Source organism: Serinicoccus kebangsaanensis (assembly GCF_008919445.1).
Lineage (GTDB): Bacteria > Actinomycetota > Actinomycetes > Actinomycetales > Dermatophilaceae > Ornithinicoccus > Ornithinicoccus kebangsaanensis.
Window position 1 is genome coordinate 238,097 of sequence record NZ_VSLG01000003.1, and the last position, 17,640, is coordinate 255,736.

Annotated in this window: 14 protein-coding genes; 6 read left to right on the plus strand and 8 right to left on the minus strand. The window is 73.0% G+C overall.

Translation table 11 applies throughout. The features are described from left to right. The first annotated feature begins 14 nt into the window (after positions 1–14). The 3 genes from FXF60_RS05055 to zwf all read left to right on the plus strand — a co-directional run bounded on the left by FXF60_RS05055 (position 15) and on the right by zwf (position 5,091). Positions 15–1,259, plus strand: coding sequence for a DUF58 domain-containing protein (locus FXF60_RS05055; protein ID WP_151524174.1), 1,245 nt, complete (start codon positions 15–17; stop codon positions 1,257–1,259). Then, entirely contained in the window at positions 1,256–3,580 is a 2,325-nt protein-coding gene (locus tag FXF60_RS05060; protein WP_151524175.1) for a transglutaminase TgpA family protein, read from the plus strand. The genes FXF60_RS05055 and FXF60_RS05060 overlap by 4 nt, the downstream gene beginning before the upstream one ends. 74 nt (positions 3,581–3,654) lie before the next feature. After that, positions 3,655–5,091, plus strand: coding sequence for a glucose-6-phosphate dehydrogenase (zwf, locus tag FXF60_RS05065; protein ID WP_151524176.1), 1,437 nt, complete (start codon positions 3,655–3,657; stop codon positions 5,089–5,091). Between the two features lie 164 nt (positions 5,092–5,255). On the opposite strand, the gene FXF60_RS05070 is transcribed toward zwf, so the two are convergent. From FXF60_RS05070 to FXF60_RS05090, 5 genes are all read right to left on the minus strand, one after another. After that, entirely contained in the window at positions 5,256–6,962 is a 1,707-nt protein-coding gene (locus tag FXF60_RS05070) for an RNA polymerase sigma factor (RefSeq protein ID WP_151524177.1), read from the minus strand. Positions 6,963–7,117: 155 nt separating this feature from the next. Next, the gene (locus FXF60_RS05075) at positions 7,118–7,525 is read right to left on the minus strand and encodes a universal stress protein (protein WP_151524178.1); all 408 of its coding nucleotides are present in this window, start codon (positions 7,523–7,525) and stop codon (positions 7,118–7,120) included. 48 nt (positions 7,526–7,573) lie between these two features. Further along, positions 7,574–8,770: a DUF4192 domain-containing protein gene (locus FXF60_RS05080; protein ID WP_151524179.1), complete on the minus strand. Its 1,197-nt coding sequence runs from the start codon at positions 8,768–8,770 to the stop codon at positions 7,574–7,576. 60 nt (positions 8,771–8,830) lie between these two features. Beyond that, entirely contained in the window at positions 8,831–9,556 is a 726-nt protein-coding gene (locus FXF60_RS05085) for an EcsC family protein (RefSeq protein ID WP_238335713.1), read from the minus strand. Between the two features lie 90 nt (positions 9,557–9,646). Beyond that, positions 9,647–10,606, minus strand: coding sequence for a PAC2 family protein (locus FXF60_RS05090; RefSeq protein ID WP_151524180.1), 960 nt, complete (start codon positions 10,604–10,606; stop codon positions 9,647–9,649). A gap of 99 nt (positions 10,607–10,705) precedes the next feature. On the opposite strand from FXF60_RS05090, the gene FXF60_RS05095 reads away from it, so the two are divergent. Continuing rightward, the gene (locus FXF60_RS05095) at positions 10,706–12,874 is read left to right on the plus strand and encodes a S9 family peptidase (RefSeq protein ID WP_151524181.1); all 2,169 of its coding nucleotides are present in this window, start codon (positions 10,706–10,708) and stop codon (positions 12,872–12,874) included. Here FXF60_RS05095 and coaE read toward each other — a convergent pair. From coaE to FXF60_RS05110, 3 genes are all read right to left on the minus strand, one after another. After that, a complete protein-coding gene (gene coaE, locus FXF60_RS05100; RefSeq protein ID WP_151524182.1) occupies positions 12,871–13,692 on the minus strand; it encodes a dephospho-CoA kinase in 822 nt (273 codons plus the stop codon). The two genes, FXF60_RS05095 and coaE, sit on opposite strands and share 4 nt — an antisense overlap. Then, complete coding sequence (locus FXF60_RS05105) at positions 13,689–14,363, minus strand: 4a-hydroxytetrahydrobiopterin dehydratase (protein WP_151524183.1); 675 nt, start codon at positions 14,361–14,363, stop codon at positions 13,689–13,691. The genes coaE and FXF60_RS05105 overlap by 4 nt, the downstream gene beginning before the upstream one ends. Positions 14,364–14,471: 108 nt before the next feature. Further along, positions 14,472–15,272, minus strand: coding sequence for a LuxR family transcriptional regulator (locus FXF60_RS05110; protein WP_192796600.1), 801 nt, complete (start codon positions 15,270–15,272; stop codon positions 14,472–14,474). Between the two features lie 93 nt (positions 15,273–15,365). On the opposite strand from FXF60_RS05110, the gene FXF60_RS05115 reads away from it, so the two are divergent. After that, a complete protein-coding gene (locus FXF60_RS05115; RefSeq protein WP_192796601.1) occupies positions 15,366–16,649 on the plus strand; it encodes a hypothetical protein in 1,284 nt (427 codons plus the stop codon). A 26-nt stretch (positions 16,650–16,675) separates the two neighbouring features. Then, on the plus strand, positions 16,676–17,575 hold the full coding sequence (locus FXF60_RS05120; protein ID WP_151524186.1) for a hypothetical protein: 900 nt from the start codon (positions 16,676–16,678) through the stop codon (positions 17,573–17,575). The last annotated feature ends 65 nt before the right edge of the window (positions 17,576–17,640 follow it).

Here is a 17,640-nt window from a genome sequence, read left to right on the forward strand (position 1 = left end):
AGGACGGCGAGGGCATGACCCAGTCCGGCTCCCCGTGGGGGCTGTTCACGGCGCGGGGCAAGGTGTTCCTCGCCCTGGGCGGGCTGCTGGTGGTGGCCGGGATCTTCCTCGGCTACGAGGACGTCACCCGCGTCGGGCTGGCGCTGCTGGCGCTGCCGCTGCTCATCCTGCTGCTCATGCCCCGCCGCCCGCCACGGCTGACGGTGCAGCGCGACGTCGAGCCGCAGCGGCTCACCCCTGACGACCGCGGCGAGGTCGAGGTCCGCTTCCGCAACGTGGGTCCCCGCTCCGCGGTCTACCTGGCCGAGGAGCACCTCGACTACCAGCTCGGTGACCGCCCCCGCTACATCCTCCCGCGGATGAGCACCGGCGAGGAGCGCCGGCTGCGCTACAGCGTGCGGTCCCGGCACCGCGGCGCCTACGCCCTGGGGCCGATCGTGCTCCGGCAGCGCGACCCCTTCGGCCTGACCTTCCGCACGCTGCAGCTGTCCTCGCGCACCGAGCTGCTGGTGCTGCCCCGCGTCCTCGCCCTGGGCGAGGACCGGCTCCGGGGCAGCTCGCGCGGCAGCGAGGGCGAGATGCCGCAGATGGTGGCGCTGCACGGCGAGGACGACGTCAGCATCCGCTCCTACCGCGACGGCGACGAGCTGCGGCGGGTGCACTGGCCGGCCACCGCCCACCGGGGCGAGCTGATGGTGCGGCAGGAGGACCGGCCGGCCCGTCGGCGCGCCGTCCTGCTCCTGGACTCCCGGGCGGCGGCGCACCCGGGCTCCGGGCTGCGGCCCTCCTACGAGTGGGGGGTGAGCGCGATCGCGTCGGTCGCCCGGCACCTGGTGGCGGACGGCTTCGTGGTGCACCTGCTCACCGACGAGACGCTGCGCGACGGCAGCGCGGAGCACCAGGTGGAGCTGGCCACGGTGATGGACACGCTCGCCCGGGTCCAGCCGGAGGAGGACTCCCGCCTTGACCGGCTCTCGGCTGCCGCCGCGTCGTTCAGCTCCGGCGGCGTGCTGCTCGTCGCCGCGGTGGTCGCCCACGACGAGTCCGAGCTGCGCACGCTGGCCGCCATCCGGCACCCGGGTTCGCGTGCCCTCGCCTTCGTCCTGGACCCGGGCCGGTTCGGTGGACCGGACGGGCGCAACCGTCCGACCGGTGTGCTGGCCGAGGCGGGCTGGCGCACGGTGACCGCCGGGCCGCACACCGAGATCCCCGAGGCCTGGGTCTCGCTGCGGGCCGCCGCGTTGGGCAGGCCGGCATGAGGATGGACGACCGGGGCTGGTGGGAGCGGGGCCTGTGGGCCGAGGGCCTGGTGGCCGCCCTGGCGACGCTGTCCGTGGCGTGGCCGCTGACCGACCTGCTCCGCGAGGAGAACTGGGTGGCGCCGGCCGTCACCATGGTCGTGCTGGTGGCTCTCACCGGGGCCGTGCTGCGCACCGTGGACGCGCCGCCGACCCTGGTCGCGCTGGGCCAGCTCGCCGTCGGCCTGGCCGGCCTCACGGTGCTGTACCTGCGGGACACGCTGTGGCGGGGGTTCCTGCCGACCGAGGAGTCGCTGGAGCGGATCGCCACGCTGCTGCAGCAGGCCGGGGCCGTGCTGCAGACGTATGCCGCCCCCGCGCCCACCACGCAGGGTGTCTCCTTCCTGGTCGTCGCCGTGCTCACGCTCACTGCGGTCTCCGTCGACTCGATGGGGGTGACCGGGAGGGCCCCGGCGAGCGCCGGCATACCCCTCGTCGCCGGGTTCCTCATCTCGGTGTCCAACACGGGTCAGGCGATGGAGCCGTGGTACTTCGGCGCCGTCCTCGTCCTGTGGCTGGTCATGCTGGCGCAGCAGGGCAACCGGCTCACCCTGGCCTGGCCCTCGGCCGGCCGGCGGGAGTCGCACGGCGGGGACGACGTCTCGGCCGGGCCGCGGACCTACCGGGGCCTGGCCCAGGGCGTGGGTGCCCTCACCCTGGTCGGCGCCGTCCTCGGCGCCGCCTTCCTCCCGCACCTGCCGCCGACCTTCCTCGGCGACGGGCTGGCCCGCAACCCGGACGCCCGGGACGTCGGTGGGGACACCGGCGAGGTCTCCTTCACCGAGACCATGGACCCCGCCCAGGACCTGCGCAACACCTCCCAGGCCCCGGTCCTCACCTACCGCACCAACGCCGTCAGCGTGCAGCCGCTGCGCGTCACCGCCACCGAGCGGTTCGAGGACGGGCGCTGGGTGGCACCGGAACGCCTCACCTCCTCCCTCCTGCCCCAGGGCGCGCCCCTTCCCGATCCCGCGGGGCTGGGTGAGGGCGTCCCGGTCAGCGAGTCGCAGTTCCAGGTGCTGGACAACCAGCTCGAGCCGCCGCACCTGGCGGCCCCGAGCCCGCTCACGTCGCTGCAGCTGCAGGGCGGCAGCTACCGCTTCGACCCGACCGACACGACCGTGGTGCTGCAGGGTCAGGCACCCCGCTACGACGCGACCTACCTCACGCTGGAGTCGGGTGCCGAGCTGCCGGACGGCATCGGCGGGCAGCCCGCGCCCGCCTCCGAGTTCGACGAGGACGTGCTCGCCCTCGACCCGGTCTCCGAGGACCGGATCGGCGAGCTCGCCGAGCAGATCGTGGGCGGGGAGGACAACGCGCTGCGGGCCGCCGTCCTCATCCAGAGCCACCTGCGCACCGACGGCGGCTACGAGTACTCCCTGGAGCTGGCGCCGTCGGCGGAGGCGAGCGCGGACGACCCGATCGGGGGGTTCCTGGAGACCCGGCAGGGCTACTGCGTGCAGTTCGCGACCGCCATGGTGATGATGGCCCGCCACGAGGGGATCCCGGCACGGATGGCGGTGGGCTTCCTGCCGGGGACCACCCAGGAGGACGGGTCGCGCCGGGTGATCGCCTCGGACGCCCACACCTGGCCCGAGCTGTGGATCGACGGCCTGGGCTGGACCCGCTTCGAGCCCACGCCCGGTATCCGCGCCGGGACCCCGCCGGCGTATGCCCGCTCCACCGACGACGCGGACGCCGACCAGAGCAGCTCCACGGTGCCGCAGGAGCTGACCCCGACGCCGGAGCCCACGGCGGCTCCCGCGCCGACCGACCCGACCTTCCTGGACCGGCTGGGTGACCTGCTGCCGACCGTGCTGCGCGCCGTGCTCGCCCTGCTGCTGCTGGCGGCCGTGATGACCGTCCTGCCCCTCGTCGGGCGCCGTCACCGGGAGGCCGGGCTGCGGTCGGCCTCGACCCCCGCCGAGCGGATCGAGGGCCAGTGGCAGCTGCTCACGCGCACCCTCACCGACCTGGGCGTGGACGAGCCACCGGCGCGCAGCCCGCGCGAGCTGCGCCAGCACTACACGCGGGGCACGACGATGGACGACGGCGGCCAGCAGGCGCTGGGCCGGGCGACCGCGACGCTCGAGCGGTCCCGGTATGCCCCTCCGGCGGTGCTCACCGACGACGAGGTGCAGCAGATGGGCGAGGACGTGCGCACCGTGGTCGACGAGGTCAGGCATACCTCCGACTGGAACCAGCGGGCCGGTGCCGCCCTGGTGCCGAGCAGCGGGGTGGCGGGCGTGCGGGAGGCCGTGCGTCGGATCCTGCGGCGCTGACGGGCAGGCTGCGGTGCGTCCAGGACGCGCCTGGGGTAGCGCCACCGCCCCCGGGCACGACAGAGTGGTGCACCATGACTGCTCCCTTGACCGTCATCCTCTTCGGCGCCACCGGTGACCTGTCCCGTCGCAAGCTGATCCCGGGGCTGCTGCACCTCTTCCTGTCCGGCCTGGTCGACGACCTCCGCGTGGTCGGGACCTCCCTCGACGAGCTGTCGGTGGAGGAGTTCCGCGACCTCGCGGTGGGCGCGGTGGAGGAGTTCAGCGTGCGCGAGTCCGACGACTCCGCGCTGAAGGACTTCGCCCAGCACCTGGACTACGTGCCGGGGACCGCCGGGCCGGAGGCGCTGCGCGAGGCGGTGGACCGCTCCGAGCAGGAGCTGGGCGGGGGCGACCTGCTCCGGCTGCACTACCTGTCGGTGCCGCCGAAGGCGGCGTTGACCGCGGTGGGCACGATCGCGTCGGCGAGTCTGGTGGAGCGCAGCCGGATCATCATGGAGAAGCCGTTCGGCACCGACCACGCCTCGGCGGTCGAGCTGAACGCGCAGCTGCACGAGGTCTTCGACGAGGAGCAGATCTTCCGGATCGACCACTTCCTCGGCAAGGAGCCGGCGCAGAACATCCTGGCGTTCCGCTTCGCGAACGGGCTGTTCGAGCCGATCTGGCACCGCAACCACATCGATCACATCCAGATCGACGTGCCGGAGACCCTGGGGCTGAACCAGCGCGGGGACTTCTACGAGCAGACCGGGGCATACCGCGACATGGTGGTCACCCACCTGTTCCAGATCCTGGCGTTCACCGCGATGGAGCCACCGACCTCGCTCGAGCCGGCCGCGATCAGCCGGGAGAAGAACAAGGTCTTCCGCTCGATGCTGCCGCTCGAGCCCAGCGACGTGGTGCGGGGGCAGTACGTCGGGTATCGCGACGAGAAGGGCGTGGACGAGGACAGCCAGACCGAGACCTTCGTGGCGCTGAAGTGCTTCGTCGACAACTGGCGCTGGGCGGGTGTGCCGTTCTACCTGCGCACCGGCAAGCAGCTGGCCGAGGGCGCGCGCATCATCTCGATCGCCTTCCGGGAGCCGCCGCAGTCGATGTTCCCCGCGGGCTCCGGGGTCGGCGACCACGGGCCGGACCACCTGACCTTCGACCTGGCCGACCGGGCGCGGATGTCGCTGAGCTTCTACGGCAAGCGACCGGGGCCGGGGATGAAGCTGGACAAGCTGTCGATGCAGTTCTCGATGCAGGACACGGACTGGGCCGGCAACGTGCTGGAGGCCTACGAGCGGCTGATCTACGACGCCGCGCGCGGCGACCGCACCCTGTTCGTCTCCGCCTCGGGCATCGAGCGGCTGTGGGAGATCTCGCAGCCGCTGCTGGACAACCCGCCGGTGGTGCGGCCCTACAAGGCCGGGTCGTGGGGGCCGAACCAGATCCACCAGCTCATCTCGCCGTTCACCTGGCGGCTGCCGTTCGAGCGGGAGTGGCGCGAGTCGGGCTCCAAGGCCTGACCCGCCGCCGACCCGTCACCCCTTCACCCGCGTCACCCCGACAGATCCCCGCGCCCCCACCGCAGATGAGCAAGGACAGCCCACATCCTGCGGTAGAACTTCCCTGCGTGATGCGAGCTGTCCTTGCTCATGTCGTGGCCGGTCCGTGATGCCGGCCCCGTCGATCAGTCGAGGTAGTCGCGCAGCACCTGCGAGCGCGACGGGTGCCGCAGCTTGGACATCGTCTTGGACTCGATCTGGCGGATCCGCTCGCGGGTGACGCCGTAGACCTTGCCGATCTCGTCCAGCGTCTTGGGCTGACCGTCGGACAGGCCGAAGCGCATCGAGACCACGCCGGCCTCCCGCTCGGACAGCGTGTCGAGCACCGAGTGCAACTGCTCCTGCAGCAGCGTGAAGGACACGGCGTCGGCCGGGACGACCGCCTCGGAGTCCTCGATGAGGTCACCGAACTCGCTGTCGCCGTCCTCGCCCAGCGGGGTGTGCAGGGAGATCGGCTCGCGGCCGTACTTCTGCACCTCGACGACCTTCTCGGGGGTCATGTCCAGCTCGGCGGCGAGCTCCTCGGGGGTGGGCTCGCGACCCAGGTCCTGCAGCATCTGCCGCTGCACCCGGGCCAGCTTGTTAATGACCTCGACCATGTGCACCGGGATGCGGATGGTGCGCGCCTGGTCCGCCATGGCGCGGGTGATGGCCTGCCGGATCCACCAGGTGGCGTAGGTGGAGAACTTGTAGCCCTTGGTGTAGTCGAACTTCTCCACCGCGCGGATCAGTCCGAGGTTGCCCTCCTGGATCAGGTCGAGGAAGAGCATGCCGCGGCCGGTGTACCGCTTGGCCAGCGAGACGACGAGGCGCAGGTTGGCCTCGAGCAGGTGGTTCTTGGCGTTCTTGCCGTCATTGGAGATCCACCACAGCTCGCGCTTGAGCTTGGCCTCGATCTTCTCGCCCGAGTTCAGCTTCTCCTCGGCGAACAGGCCGGCCTCGATCCGCTTGGCGAGCTCGACCTCCTGCTCGGCGTTCAGCAGCGCGACCTTGCCGATCTGCTTGAGGTAGTCCTTGACCGGGTCCGCCGTGGCTCCGGCCGTCACGACCTGCTGGGCGGGGGCGTCGTCGTCGTCGGCCGTCGAGAGGGTGAAGCTGTCCTCGTCCCCCTTGGTGGCCGGCGTCTTGGTCTTCGCCACCTCCGGGGTCGGGTCGGCCTCGTCGGTCTCCTCGGCGTCCTCCGCCTCGGCGTCCTCGGGCGAGGGTGCCTCGACGATCTCGTCGACGACGTCCTTCTTCTTCCTGCGGCCCGTGCCGCCGGCCGCACCGGCGGAGGTGTCGGCCTTCGCGGTCGTGGACCCGCCGGCCGCGGTCTTGGCCGCGGCCCTCGTGCTGGTCGACTTCGCGGACCGGGAGCTCGCGCTCTTCTTCGCCGCGGTGCGGGCGGAGGTCTTCGCGGAGGCGTCCGACGACGCGGCGGACGTGGTCGACTTCGCCGCCGGGGACGCCTTCGTGGCCGTGGTCTTCGTCGCCGTCGAGGACTTCGCGCTGGTCGACTTCTTGGCGGTCGTCTTCGCCCCCGTCGAGGACTTCTTCGCCGGAGACGCCTTCGTGGCCGTGGCCTTCGTCGAGGCGGTGCTCGAGCGGCTGCTGCGGCGCCGCGCGGGTCCCGCCTCCGCGGCGCGCACCTCGATCGCCTGGTCGCTGAAGACCCGCAGCACCTTCTTCTGCGTCGCGGCCGCCGTCACCTCGGCCGCCTCCAGGGCAGACTTCACCTGGTCGGCCTCCACGAAGCCCTGCTCGGTGCCGGTCGCCAGCAGGGCACGCAGGGCCTCGTGCTCGAAGGCAGGGGGGAGTTCCGTCGCGCTGGTGCGGGTCGTCCTGGCTGTCACGGGGTGAACCAACTCTTTCTGACGCAGCAGGTATGCCGCAGCCGGGGCAGCGATCGGCCCCGACGCGGTTCAGGAAGTGGTGTGTGGTGCCGGGTCCGGCACGCAACTGACACCATTATAAAACCTGTCGGGGCGATCACACATTCCCGAGGGCGTCAGTCGTCCTCGCCGGCCTTGACCGCGAGCACCGGACAGGTGGCCTCGAGCAGGATCCGCTGGGCGTTGGAGCCCAGGATCAGCTTGCCGATCGGCGTCCGTCGACGCAGCCCGATGACGATGAGGTCGGCGTCCGACTCCGCGGCGACCTCGATCAGGTCCTCGGCCGGTTCGTTGCCCCTGGCCAGCGCCCGCACCTCGTGCTCGATGCCGGCCCCGTCCAGGTCGGCTCCGACGGAGGCCAGCTCCTCCTCGAACCTGCGCGCCTCCCCAGCGTCGAAGTCGCGGCCACCCCGGTGGGAGTTCACGACGACGAGCTTCACCTTGCGGAGCAGGGCCTCGGTCCGCGCCGCGACCAGGGCAGCGCGCCCCTCCCGCGTCGGGATGTAGCCAACGATGATCGACATGGACGTGGACCTCCTTCGGTGACACCTCTGCCCGGCCGAGGGTACACCTCAGGCCGCGGGTCGCCCTCCCGGATGCCGGTGCGTCCTCCCGGCCTGCCCACCCTCCTGCCGCGGGGGACGCATCCCCGCCTCCAGGGCCCGGCGCAGCAGCAGCGCCATCCGGTAGTCGGGCTCGATCTCCAGCGCGAGGTCGCACGCCTCGTTGGCCAGCGTGCCGTCCCCGCGGACCCAGCAGATGAGGCCGACCAGCGTCAGCAGAGGGGTGCCGAGGTCCCGTGGGACCTCGCCGACGAGGCCGAGCAGCCGCTCCACCTGCTCCCGGCAGTGGCCGGCGGGCAGGGGCGGCAGCGCCGCGGCGGCGCGCGTGAGGTCCGGCGCGAGGTCACCGTCGTCCAGCCACCCCAGCTCGGGCAGCCACCGGGCCAGCACCGCGTCCCGGACCCACCGGTCCTGCAGCAGTGCCGCGATCCAGGCCCGCTCCCTCGCGCTCGGGGCGGTCCCGTGGACGGTCCAGTCGCCGAGGGCACGCAGCGCCTGCTCCTGGTCCAGCCGGTCCGTCGCCAGGGTGAGGACGGACAGGGCCAGGTCGCTCGCCCGGGACGCCTGCTCGTCCCGGCGGCGGACCAGCTCGACGACGTCGCCGCGTGAGGGCAGGGCCACCCTGCCCTCGAGCACCAGGTCGGCTGCCGCCGGCACGTCGGCGTGGCGCGGCACCGGCACCCACGACCGGTCGGCCGGCCGCACGTCCTCCCCCGAGGACACGACCTCGCACAGCTGCCGGGCGCCGTCGCGCACCAGCATCAGGTCGTGCACGTGGGCACCCGTCTCGTCCGCCAGCCGCCGGGCGGCGGCCAGCAACGCGTCGACCGCCGCGGGATCGACCGCACCACCGTCCTGCGTCGGGAGGTCGTAGCCGAAGATGCTCAGCAGCTTCACCCCGTCGGCGGCGGCGACGGCCTGGCGGACCGCGGTGCGCAGCAGTCCGACGAGGGCACCCAGCTGGTCGGTCGGCGGCAGGTCGAGGCGTCCGGTGAAGAGCACCGGGCACACCTGCCGTCCGGGCCCCGGCGTCAGTCGGGAGACCACGACCACCACGCTGTGGTCGATCTGGTAGCCGATCAGCTGCGGCAGGACCGCCAGCAGCTGGTCGGATCCGCGCAACCGCACCTGGCGCTGCTCGGACGAGGAGGTATGACGTGGGTCGTCGGGGCCGTGCGAGCGCCCCCCGGGCTCGGGTGTGGTCATACCCCCAGAGTGCCGCGAGCGGGCCCGCCGTGACGGGCCTGCTCGCAATCTGTGGATAACTCAGCCGGGCTGCTGGGCCTCCACCGCCGCGACCGGCCGCGGGCTGAACTCGGCGCGCGCGTGGTCCGCGATGCGCTTCATCAGGTAGCCGTCCAGCCCGGCGCCGACGACTCCTCCGGCCACGGGCACGAACCGGATCACCCGACCCAGGGCCCTGCCGCCGACCGTGGTGAGCAGCCGGAACCCGACCGCCTTGTTGACCATCATCGCGGCCGCCTTCGGCAGCCGCGTCATGGCCAGCGTGGCGAGCCGCCCGGACCCGGTGAGCCCGGCGGCGGTGGAGACGCCCGCCTTGCGCATCAGCTCGTCCGCGTCCGCACCGACGAGGGAGAGCAGGACCGCGGTGCGCGCGGACTTGCTGGTGACGTCATACCCCCGCTCCTCGGCGATCGCTGCGACCATCCGGGTGGCCAGGGTGTAGAACTCGAGCACGTTGGCGGGGATGGCGACGGGCATGGTGAAGATGCCGCCGACGCCGGTGATGAAGCCTCCGACCGCGGCCTTCTTGATGTGCTCGGACACGATCTCGTCGACGACCTCGTCGCTGTCCTCGCCCTTGTCCTTGCGCACCCGCGCCAGCACCTGGCTGGAGGACTGGAGCGGGCCGATACCGTCGACCCCGAAGTCGAGCAGCTTGCCGACGAAGGTGTTCGCCAGCGAGTCCAGCACGCCGCCCTCGGGGGCTTCCGGGTTGTCCGTCGTCACCTCGGACTCAGATCGGGCCACGTCATCTCCTCACGTCGGGGTGGTCTGCGGGTCATCCTGACACGGCAGCCCACGGGTCGCGCGGTATGCCGCTGCCCGGCCGCCCCGCGCTCAGGTCCGGTCGCCGTCGTCCCCGGACGGGGGCGCGCCCTCGTCCGACTCGTCGGCGGCGTCCGGGTCGCGCAGGAAGGCCTCCAGCTGCGCGCCGATCTCGTCGGCGCTGGGCAGGTTGGCCACCTCGGCCGCCAGCAGGCTCTTGCGCCGCTGACCCTCGATGAAGTGGTCGTAGCGCTTCTCCAGGCCCTCGACGACCTCGCGGGCCTCGTCGTTGCTGGCCAGCTCCTCCTCGATCCGACCCCGGGTGAGCCCGGCCATCGCGATGAGGTCGGCCGTCGGCAGCACCAGGCCGGTGAGGTCCATGAGCGCGTCGGCCGCGGCGACCGCGGCATCGCCGAACTGCGTCTCGGCGAGGTAGTGCGGCACGTGCACCGCCACCCCCATGGTCAGCAGCCCGGACTCGGCCAGCCGCAGGTGCAGCAGCGAGTCGGCGCTCGAGGGGATGCGCACCTGCCCGAAGATGGGGGTGTAGTCCCCCAGCACCGAGGAGTCGCTCGCGAAGCGGGTCGTCCCTACCGGGCGGGTGTGCGGGACCGCCATCGGGATGCCGTGCGCGCTCACCATCCGCCGGACGCCGAAGGCGAGACCGAGCTGGCGCACGGCCTCGACGAAGGCCTCCCAGCGGTAGTCCGGCTCGACACCGTGCAGCAGGAGGAACGGCTCGCCGGCCGCGTCCACCATCCGGTAGAGGATGAGGGAGGGGTCGTCGTAGTCGGTGTAGTGGTCGGAGTCGAAGGTCATGAGCGGGCGGCGCGACCGGTAGTCGACCAGCTCGTCCACGTCGAAGGTCGCGACGACCTCGTGCTCGAGGGTGTCCAGCAGGTGGTCGGCCAGGCTGGACCGCACCTGCCCGGCGTCCAGGAAGCCGTCCAGCGCCACCAGCAGCAGCGGTGCGGGCTGGGGCTGGCGGGCTGCGTCGGTCTCGACCCGGAACAACGGGGAGTGTGTCGTCACGGTGTCTCCTCTCTCGTCTGCCATGCACAACGACGGGCCGGCACCTGAGATTCCGGGCCTGGGTGCCGGTCGTGCAGAAACCGATGATAGGAACGAGGTATGCCCTCCCCCGAGACCGCGTTCCACGACCTGTCGCACTATGTCGCCCTCCCGCGCGTCTCGGGACTGGCGCTGAGCCCGGACGGCACCCGGCTGGTCACCGCGGTGGCCACCCTCAACCCCGGTGCCACCGGCCACGTGTCGGCGCTCTGGGAGGTCGACCCGGTGGGCGAGCGGGAGGCATACCGGCTCACCCGCAGCGCCCAGGGCGAGACCGGGGCGGCCTTCAGCGGCACCGGCGACCTCTACTTCACCTCGGCGCGCCCCGACCCCGACGCCGCCGAGGACCCCGACCCGCAGGCGGCCCTGTGGACCATCCCGCGGCAGGGCGGGGAGGCCCGGGTGGTGCTGAGCCGGCCCGGCGGCGTCTCCGGCGTGGTGGGTGCCCGTGCGGCGGACCGACTCCTGGTGGTCGCGGGGCTGCTGCCGGGGGCGAGCGACGAGGCGGAGCACGCGACGCTCTCCGAGGGCCGGACCACGGCCAAGGTCGACGCGATCCTGCACACGTCCTACCCGATCCGCTTCTGGGACCACGACCTCGGACCCGCGGTGCCGCAGGTCTTCGCCCTCGACGACGGTCCTGCGCCGGGTGTGCGGGCCGTCCCCGAGGACGACGCGGACGCCGACGCAGACGCCGCCACCGTGGCCTCACCCTCCGTCCCGGGCACCGTCGACCAGGGCCGGGAGAAGCACCTGCGGCTGCTCACCGCCGGCCTGCCGGCCCCGCTGCACGAGCCCAGCCCGGTGGTCTCCCCCGACGGCAGCTTCGCGCTGGTGGGGCTGACCGTCCCGCAGGGGCGCGCCGACCTGCGCGAGGGGATCCTGCGGATCGACCTGGAGGACGGCACGTCGCGGACCCTCGTCGACGAGCCGGGCACCGAGGCGCACGCCGGGCCGGTCAGCCCCGACGGGTCGCGGGCCGTGATCGTCCGCAGCCGGATCACCGCTCCGGACCGGCCGCCCCGGCCGCAGCTGCACCTCATGGACACCGACACCGGCGAGACCACGCCGCTGGCGCACGACTGGGACCGGTGGGCTCAACCGGTCGGCTGGACGCCGGACGGGAGCTGCGTCATCGCCCTGGCGGACAGCGACGGCCGCCGACCGGTCTTCCGCATCGACGTCGAGTCCGGGGAGGTCACCCAGGTGACCCAGGACGACGCGGCGTGGACAGACCTGGTCATCGCGCCCGAGGGAGCCACCGCCTACGGCATCCGCTCCTCCTACCTCTTCCCGCCCGAGGTGGTCCGGCTGGACCTGACCAGCGGCGAGGTCACCCGGCTGCCGGGGCCGGCCGAGCGCCCCACGATCCCCGGGCGGCTGGAGGAGGTCGAGACCACCACGGACGACGGCACCCGGGTCCGTGCATGGCTGGCGCTGCCCGAGGGCGACGCGGGGTCGGGCGCGAGCACCCCGCACCCGATGCTGCTGTGGATCCACGGCGGACCGCTCGGGTCGTGGAACGCCTGGACGTGGCGGTGGAACCCGTGGCTGATGACGGCCCAGGGGTATGCCGTGCTGCTGCCGGACCCCGCGCTGTCCACCGGCTACGGCCAGGACTTCGTGCAGCGTGGCTGGGGCGCCTGGGGCCAGGCGCCGTACACCGACCTGATGGCGATCACCGACGCTGCCACCGCCCGCGAGGACATCGACGGCGGACGCACGGCGGCGATGGGGGGGTCGTTCGGCGGCTACATGGCCAACTGGGTCGCCGGGCACACCGACCGGTTCCGTGCGGTCGTCACGCACGCCTCGCTGTGGGCGCTGGACGGCTTCGGGCCGACGACGGACGCGGCCTTCTACTGGCAGCGGGAGATGACGCCCGAGATGGCCGAGGCGAACAGCCCGCACCACTTCGTCGCGGACATCGTCACCCCGATGCTGGTCATCCACGGCGACAAGGACTACCGCGTGCCCATCGGCGAGGGGCTGCGGCTGTGGTACGAGCTGCTCTCCCGCTCCGGCCTGCCGCAGGCGCAGGACGGCAGCACCGCGCACCGGTTCCTCTACTTCCCGCACGAGAACCACTGGATCCTCAAGCCCCAGCACGCCACGGTCTGGTACGCCACCGTCAGCGCCTTCCTCGCCGAGCACGTGCTGGGCGAGGAGCCGCGGCCCGCGGCCGAGCACCTCGGGCTGGCCGCGCCGCCCGAGCAGGCCTCGCGCTAGCCGCCCGGGAGCTCCTGGTCGGGCGACCACCGCAGCGGCCGCGGCGGGCAGCACCAGACCAGGGAGCCGGCGCCGTCGGGATCGGCGAGGACCCCCCGGTCCCGCAGCGCCACCGGGTCACCGTCGGCACCGCGCAGCCGCTCCGCCAGCCGCACCTGCTCCGCACTGCCGGCGACGGGCGGGGAGGCGCCCTCGGGGACGGTCCCTGACCGCAGGGCTGCCTCGAAGGGGCGCAGCACCGCGGTCCACAGGGTGGCGACCGCGTCCCGCAGGTCCTCCCGTGTCGTGGAGTTGTCCAGCAGCACGTCTGCGGCGGCGGCCCGCCCGGCGTCGTCGGCCTGCGCGCGCAGCCTGGCCTGCGCGGACTCGCGGTCCATCCCCCGCAGCTGCACCAGACGACGCAGCCGCTCGGCCTCCGGCACGTCGACGATCACCGTGAGGGCGTAGTCGCCGACCAGCCCCATCTCCACCAGGAGCGGGATGTCGTGCACGACCACCGTGCCCTGCGGCGCGGCGTCCATCAGCTCGGCGGACCGGCGGCGGATCCGCGGGTGGGTGATCCGCTCCAGGTCACGCCGAGCCTGCTCGTCGACGAAGACCACCCGACCCAGTGCGGCCCGGTCCAGCGAGCCGTCGGCGGCGATCACCCCGGGCCCGAAGCGCTCGGCGACCTCGGCCAGGCCCGGGCTCCCGGGCTCCACCACCTCGCGGGCGACGAGGTCGGCGTCCACGACGAGCGCGCCGAGCTCCCCCAGCTGCGCCGCCACCGTCGACTTCCCGGAGCCGATGCCGCCGGAGAGGCCGACGCGCAACGTCATACCGCGGTCTCTCCGCTGTCCTCACGCCCCTGCCAGGTGCAGACGCAGGCCTCGTTGCCCTCCCCGTCGGCGAGCACCCACCAGGACGGCGCGTGCTCGTCGGTGACCAGGCGGCCCCCGGCCGCCAGGGCCGCGTCGACGCGCTCGCGGGCGATGTCGTGAGGGACGTTGACGTCGAGGTGGAAGCGTCCACGCTCGGTGCGGGGCGCCTCCATCTGCTGGAACCACAGCGGCGCCAGCCGGCCGCCGGGGTCGGCCAGCTCGTGCTCGCCCACCTCGTCGTAGCCGAGCACCGCCGCCCAGAACGGTGCGGCCGCGGGCGCGTCCATGACGTCCAGCGCGATCTCCAGCACGCTGACCTGGTCGGGAGCGGCGCTCACGCCCGCCTCACCGGCGATCCGGCTGATCGCCACGGCGAGCTCCCGGTCCCGGTCGGTGAGCCGCCCGACGTCGTGGCTGACCGTGCTGATGGTGACGTGCGGGTAGCGCAGGTCCACGTCCGGGTGGTGGCCCAGCTCGTCCGCGACCTCGGCGATCCGCCCGGCGAGCCGGGCGCCCGCGGCGAAGTCACCGGTGAGGTAGCGGGTGTGCAGCCTGCCCAGCACCACCCTCCAGTCGGCGAGGTCCGGGTCCGCGGTGAGCGCGTGCGGGGTGGGGTCGTCGGGTGCCATACCGCGACTCTGCCAGATCCCGACCGGCCGCACGATCTGCGCCCACCGGCCGCACGATCTGCGTCGACCGACCGCACGGTCTGCGTCGACCGACCGCACGGTATGCCGTCAGCCCGCACCGTGTCCGGCGAGATGGGCAGCAAGGTGCGCCCGCGAGCGCAGACCCAGCTTGCGGCGCGCGCTGGCCAGGTGGCTCTCCACGGTGCGCGGCGACAAGAAGAGCTCGCGCGCGATCTCGGCGTCCGTATACCCGTCGATGACCAGCCGGGCGACGCGTTGCTCGGCCGGGGAGAGCTCGGTGCGAGCCTGGGTCAGCACGGTGACGAACTCGCGCAGGTGACCCGTCGGCGGCTCCTTGCGCAGGACGAGGACCACCGGGGCCGGCTCGAGGTCGACCACCGGCAGGCTCGCCAGCCCCGGTCGGCGGCCCCAGCCCTCGGGCGCCACACCGATGACCTGGCCGCTCCCGATGGCCAGGAGCGCGTCGAACTCGGTGGCCCCCCGGCCGACATACCTCGGCTCGCCGCCGCGGTCCTCCACGTTGAGCCAGTAGGACCGCCACTGCGGAAGGACGTCCTCCTGGCGGCGGAAGGTCGGCTGGTCCAGCAGGTCGGCCAGCCGCACCGAGGGCCGGCCTGCGAGCCGGTGGTCGGCGGACACGACGACGTGCCGGTCCACGACCCGGAGGGTGACGACGTCGAGCAGAGGATCGCTCACGGGCCCCACGAGCACCAGGGCGTCCAACCCACCGTCGCGCACGGCCTCCAGATCAGCAGGCGATCCCCAGCTCTCCCGCACCGTCAGCAGGCACTGCGGGCTGCGGCGTCGCACCTGGCCCAGGGCGCGGTGGACGGCAGCAAGTCCGGTGGCGGGCATCACCCCCACCCGCAGGGCACCGACGGGTGTCATGGCTAATGATGACACCGGCATCGCTGCGGGTGCGAGCAAGTTTCCGGGCTTTCCCGGATGTCCATGGGTGACGGCAGGCGCCAGCATCGACCCATGGACCTCTCGTTGCGACAGGCCTACGGCGAGCAGGCGACCTCGCTGCGTGCCGTCGCCGTCACCGTGGTCGTCCCCCAACCCCACCGGGCCACCGCGGTGACCTCGGCGTTCCTGCAGACCCGCGTGCATACCGATCGGATCGTGACGCCCTCGGGGGTGGCGCTCGGCGGGGCCTTCCGCCTCGAGCTCCGCTCGGACGGCTTCGTCCATTTCTCCGGGTTCATCCACGCCAGCGGCTGGCCGAGCTACCGCGCCAGCGTCACCGTGACCGTGCGGGTGTCCCTGCCCGGCCCCGACGGCGTGGTTCGTGAGGCGGCGTTCTCCTTCGCCGACGGCGGCACGGCCTACGGCACCAACCGCAAGGGGGCGCGAAGGCACTCGTGGTCGCAGAACACCTTCGTCGCGCCGGTCGCCGCGCACTGGGCACAGGTCCGCAGTGCGCCCATCACCCGCAACGTGCAGTACAGCACCGACGCCCTGGGCGTCGTGGGCGACGGCCTGGCCCTGCTCGGCCAGCTGGCGCTCGCCAACGCCACCCTGGGAGCCACCGGGGCCGGGCTGGTCGTGGCGGGCCGCGCGGCCGACGCCCTGGACGTCGAGGAGCTCCTCGTGCCCGGGCTGGTCGGCGTCGTCGCCAGCGGGGGAGCGGTCTTCGTGCTGGGGCCAGGTGCCGCCTACCCGGCGTTCTGGGCGGGCGCGGCCACCGCCAAGGCGGCGATCAGCCACCGCCACCTCACCGACGCCGAGCGAGCGGCCTGCGACGACGTCTTCGGGGCGGGCAGGATCGCCTACGACAAGGTCCTGCTCACCAACCTGCTCGGGCTGGGCAACCGGCCGTTCGTGGTGCCCCACCCGGGCGGCCCGATCCTGGTCAACATCGGCAAGGCGCTGAGCGTCGGCCCGCTGCGCTACGGCGGCAACGGCGAGACGGACGACGACGGGCGCTGGCCGGGGGGACACATCTTCTTCCACGAGATGACCCACGTGTGGCAGATCATGCACACGAGATTCACACCCGCGCTCTACTGTCGCGCCGCCTACGCCTCGGCGGTCAAGGACTACACCTACCCGAACACCCCCTGGGTCAGCAGCACCTCGTGGGGGCCCGACCAGCAGGCCAACATCGTCGCTGACTGGTGGTGCGGGCGGGGCAACTACCCCATCGACCCCACCCTCGGGCAGACGCCGGCGGCGGAGGACTGGCAGGCGCCCTTTGGCCCGCGCAACCAGCAGAGTCCGTGGTTCAGCCAGGTGCTCGCCCTCCGCGGCGGCGTCGAGTAGTTCCCGATCTTTCGAAGGAGACACCCATGCCCGATGACGAGTTCCTCGCCCGCGAGCTGCTCACCGATGAGCAGCTGGCGCGGATCCAGCGCGCCTTCCGAGCCGTGGAGGAGCACTACCCCGGCGTGGTCGGGATCAGCGCCAAGGGCGACGGTGTGCGAGGGCAGACCGGTGGCCCTGGAGTCGGTGTCTTCGGCATCAGCAGGAGCGGCGTCGGGATCCACGGCCAGGCCAAGGGCGACCGCCCCGGCGTCCTCGGCGAGAGCGATCTCGCCCAAGGGGTATGGGGTGAGTCCGTCGCCCCCGACCGTTGCGGTGTCGCCGGGGTGGGCAACGCCGGGCACGGCGTGGTCGGCGAGACCCGCAGCCCCGGTCACGCCGGTGTCACGGCTCGGGGCCCTGAGTGGGCCGGTCGTTTCGAGGGCAAGGTCCACCTGCTGGGCGATGTCCGGGCTGACCGCGACATCGATGTCGCGGGCACGGTGCGGGTGGGCGGGGATGTGGTGCTCCAGGGCGCTGACCTGGCCGAACGCTTCGCCCCGGGCGATGCCGAGGTCGTCCCCGGCACCGTCGTCGTGCTCGGCGAGAGCGACGGCGGTGGAGACCGGGTGCGGGCGTGCGACACGGCCTACGACACCGGCGTGGTCGGTGTGGTCAGCGGTGCGGGCAGCCACCGGCCGGCGCTCGTCATGGATGCCGGGTTGGCCGCTGGGGTGCCCGTGGCGCTCACCGGCAAGGTCTGGGTGCTCGCCTGCGACGCGGGGGGACCGATCACCCGCGGCGACCTGCTCACCACCGCTCCGGTCACGGGTCGGGCGCAACGCGCCGCCGACCCCCGCCGCAGTCACGGAGCCGTGCTGGGAAAGGCGCTCGACGACCTGCAGGAAGGGACCGGGCTGATCCGTGCGCTGGTGTCGCTGCACTGAGCCGCTCCGATCAGGATGCCGTGCTGCATGAGCTGCTCGACGTCCTCGCCGCGCCGGGCGTCACC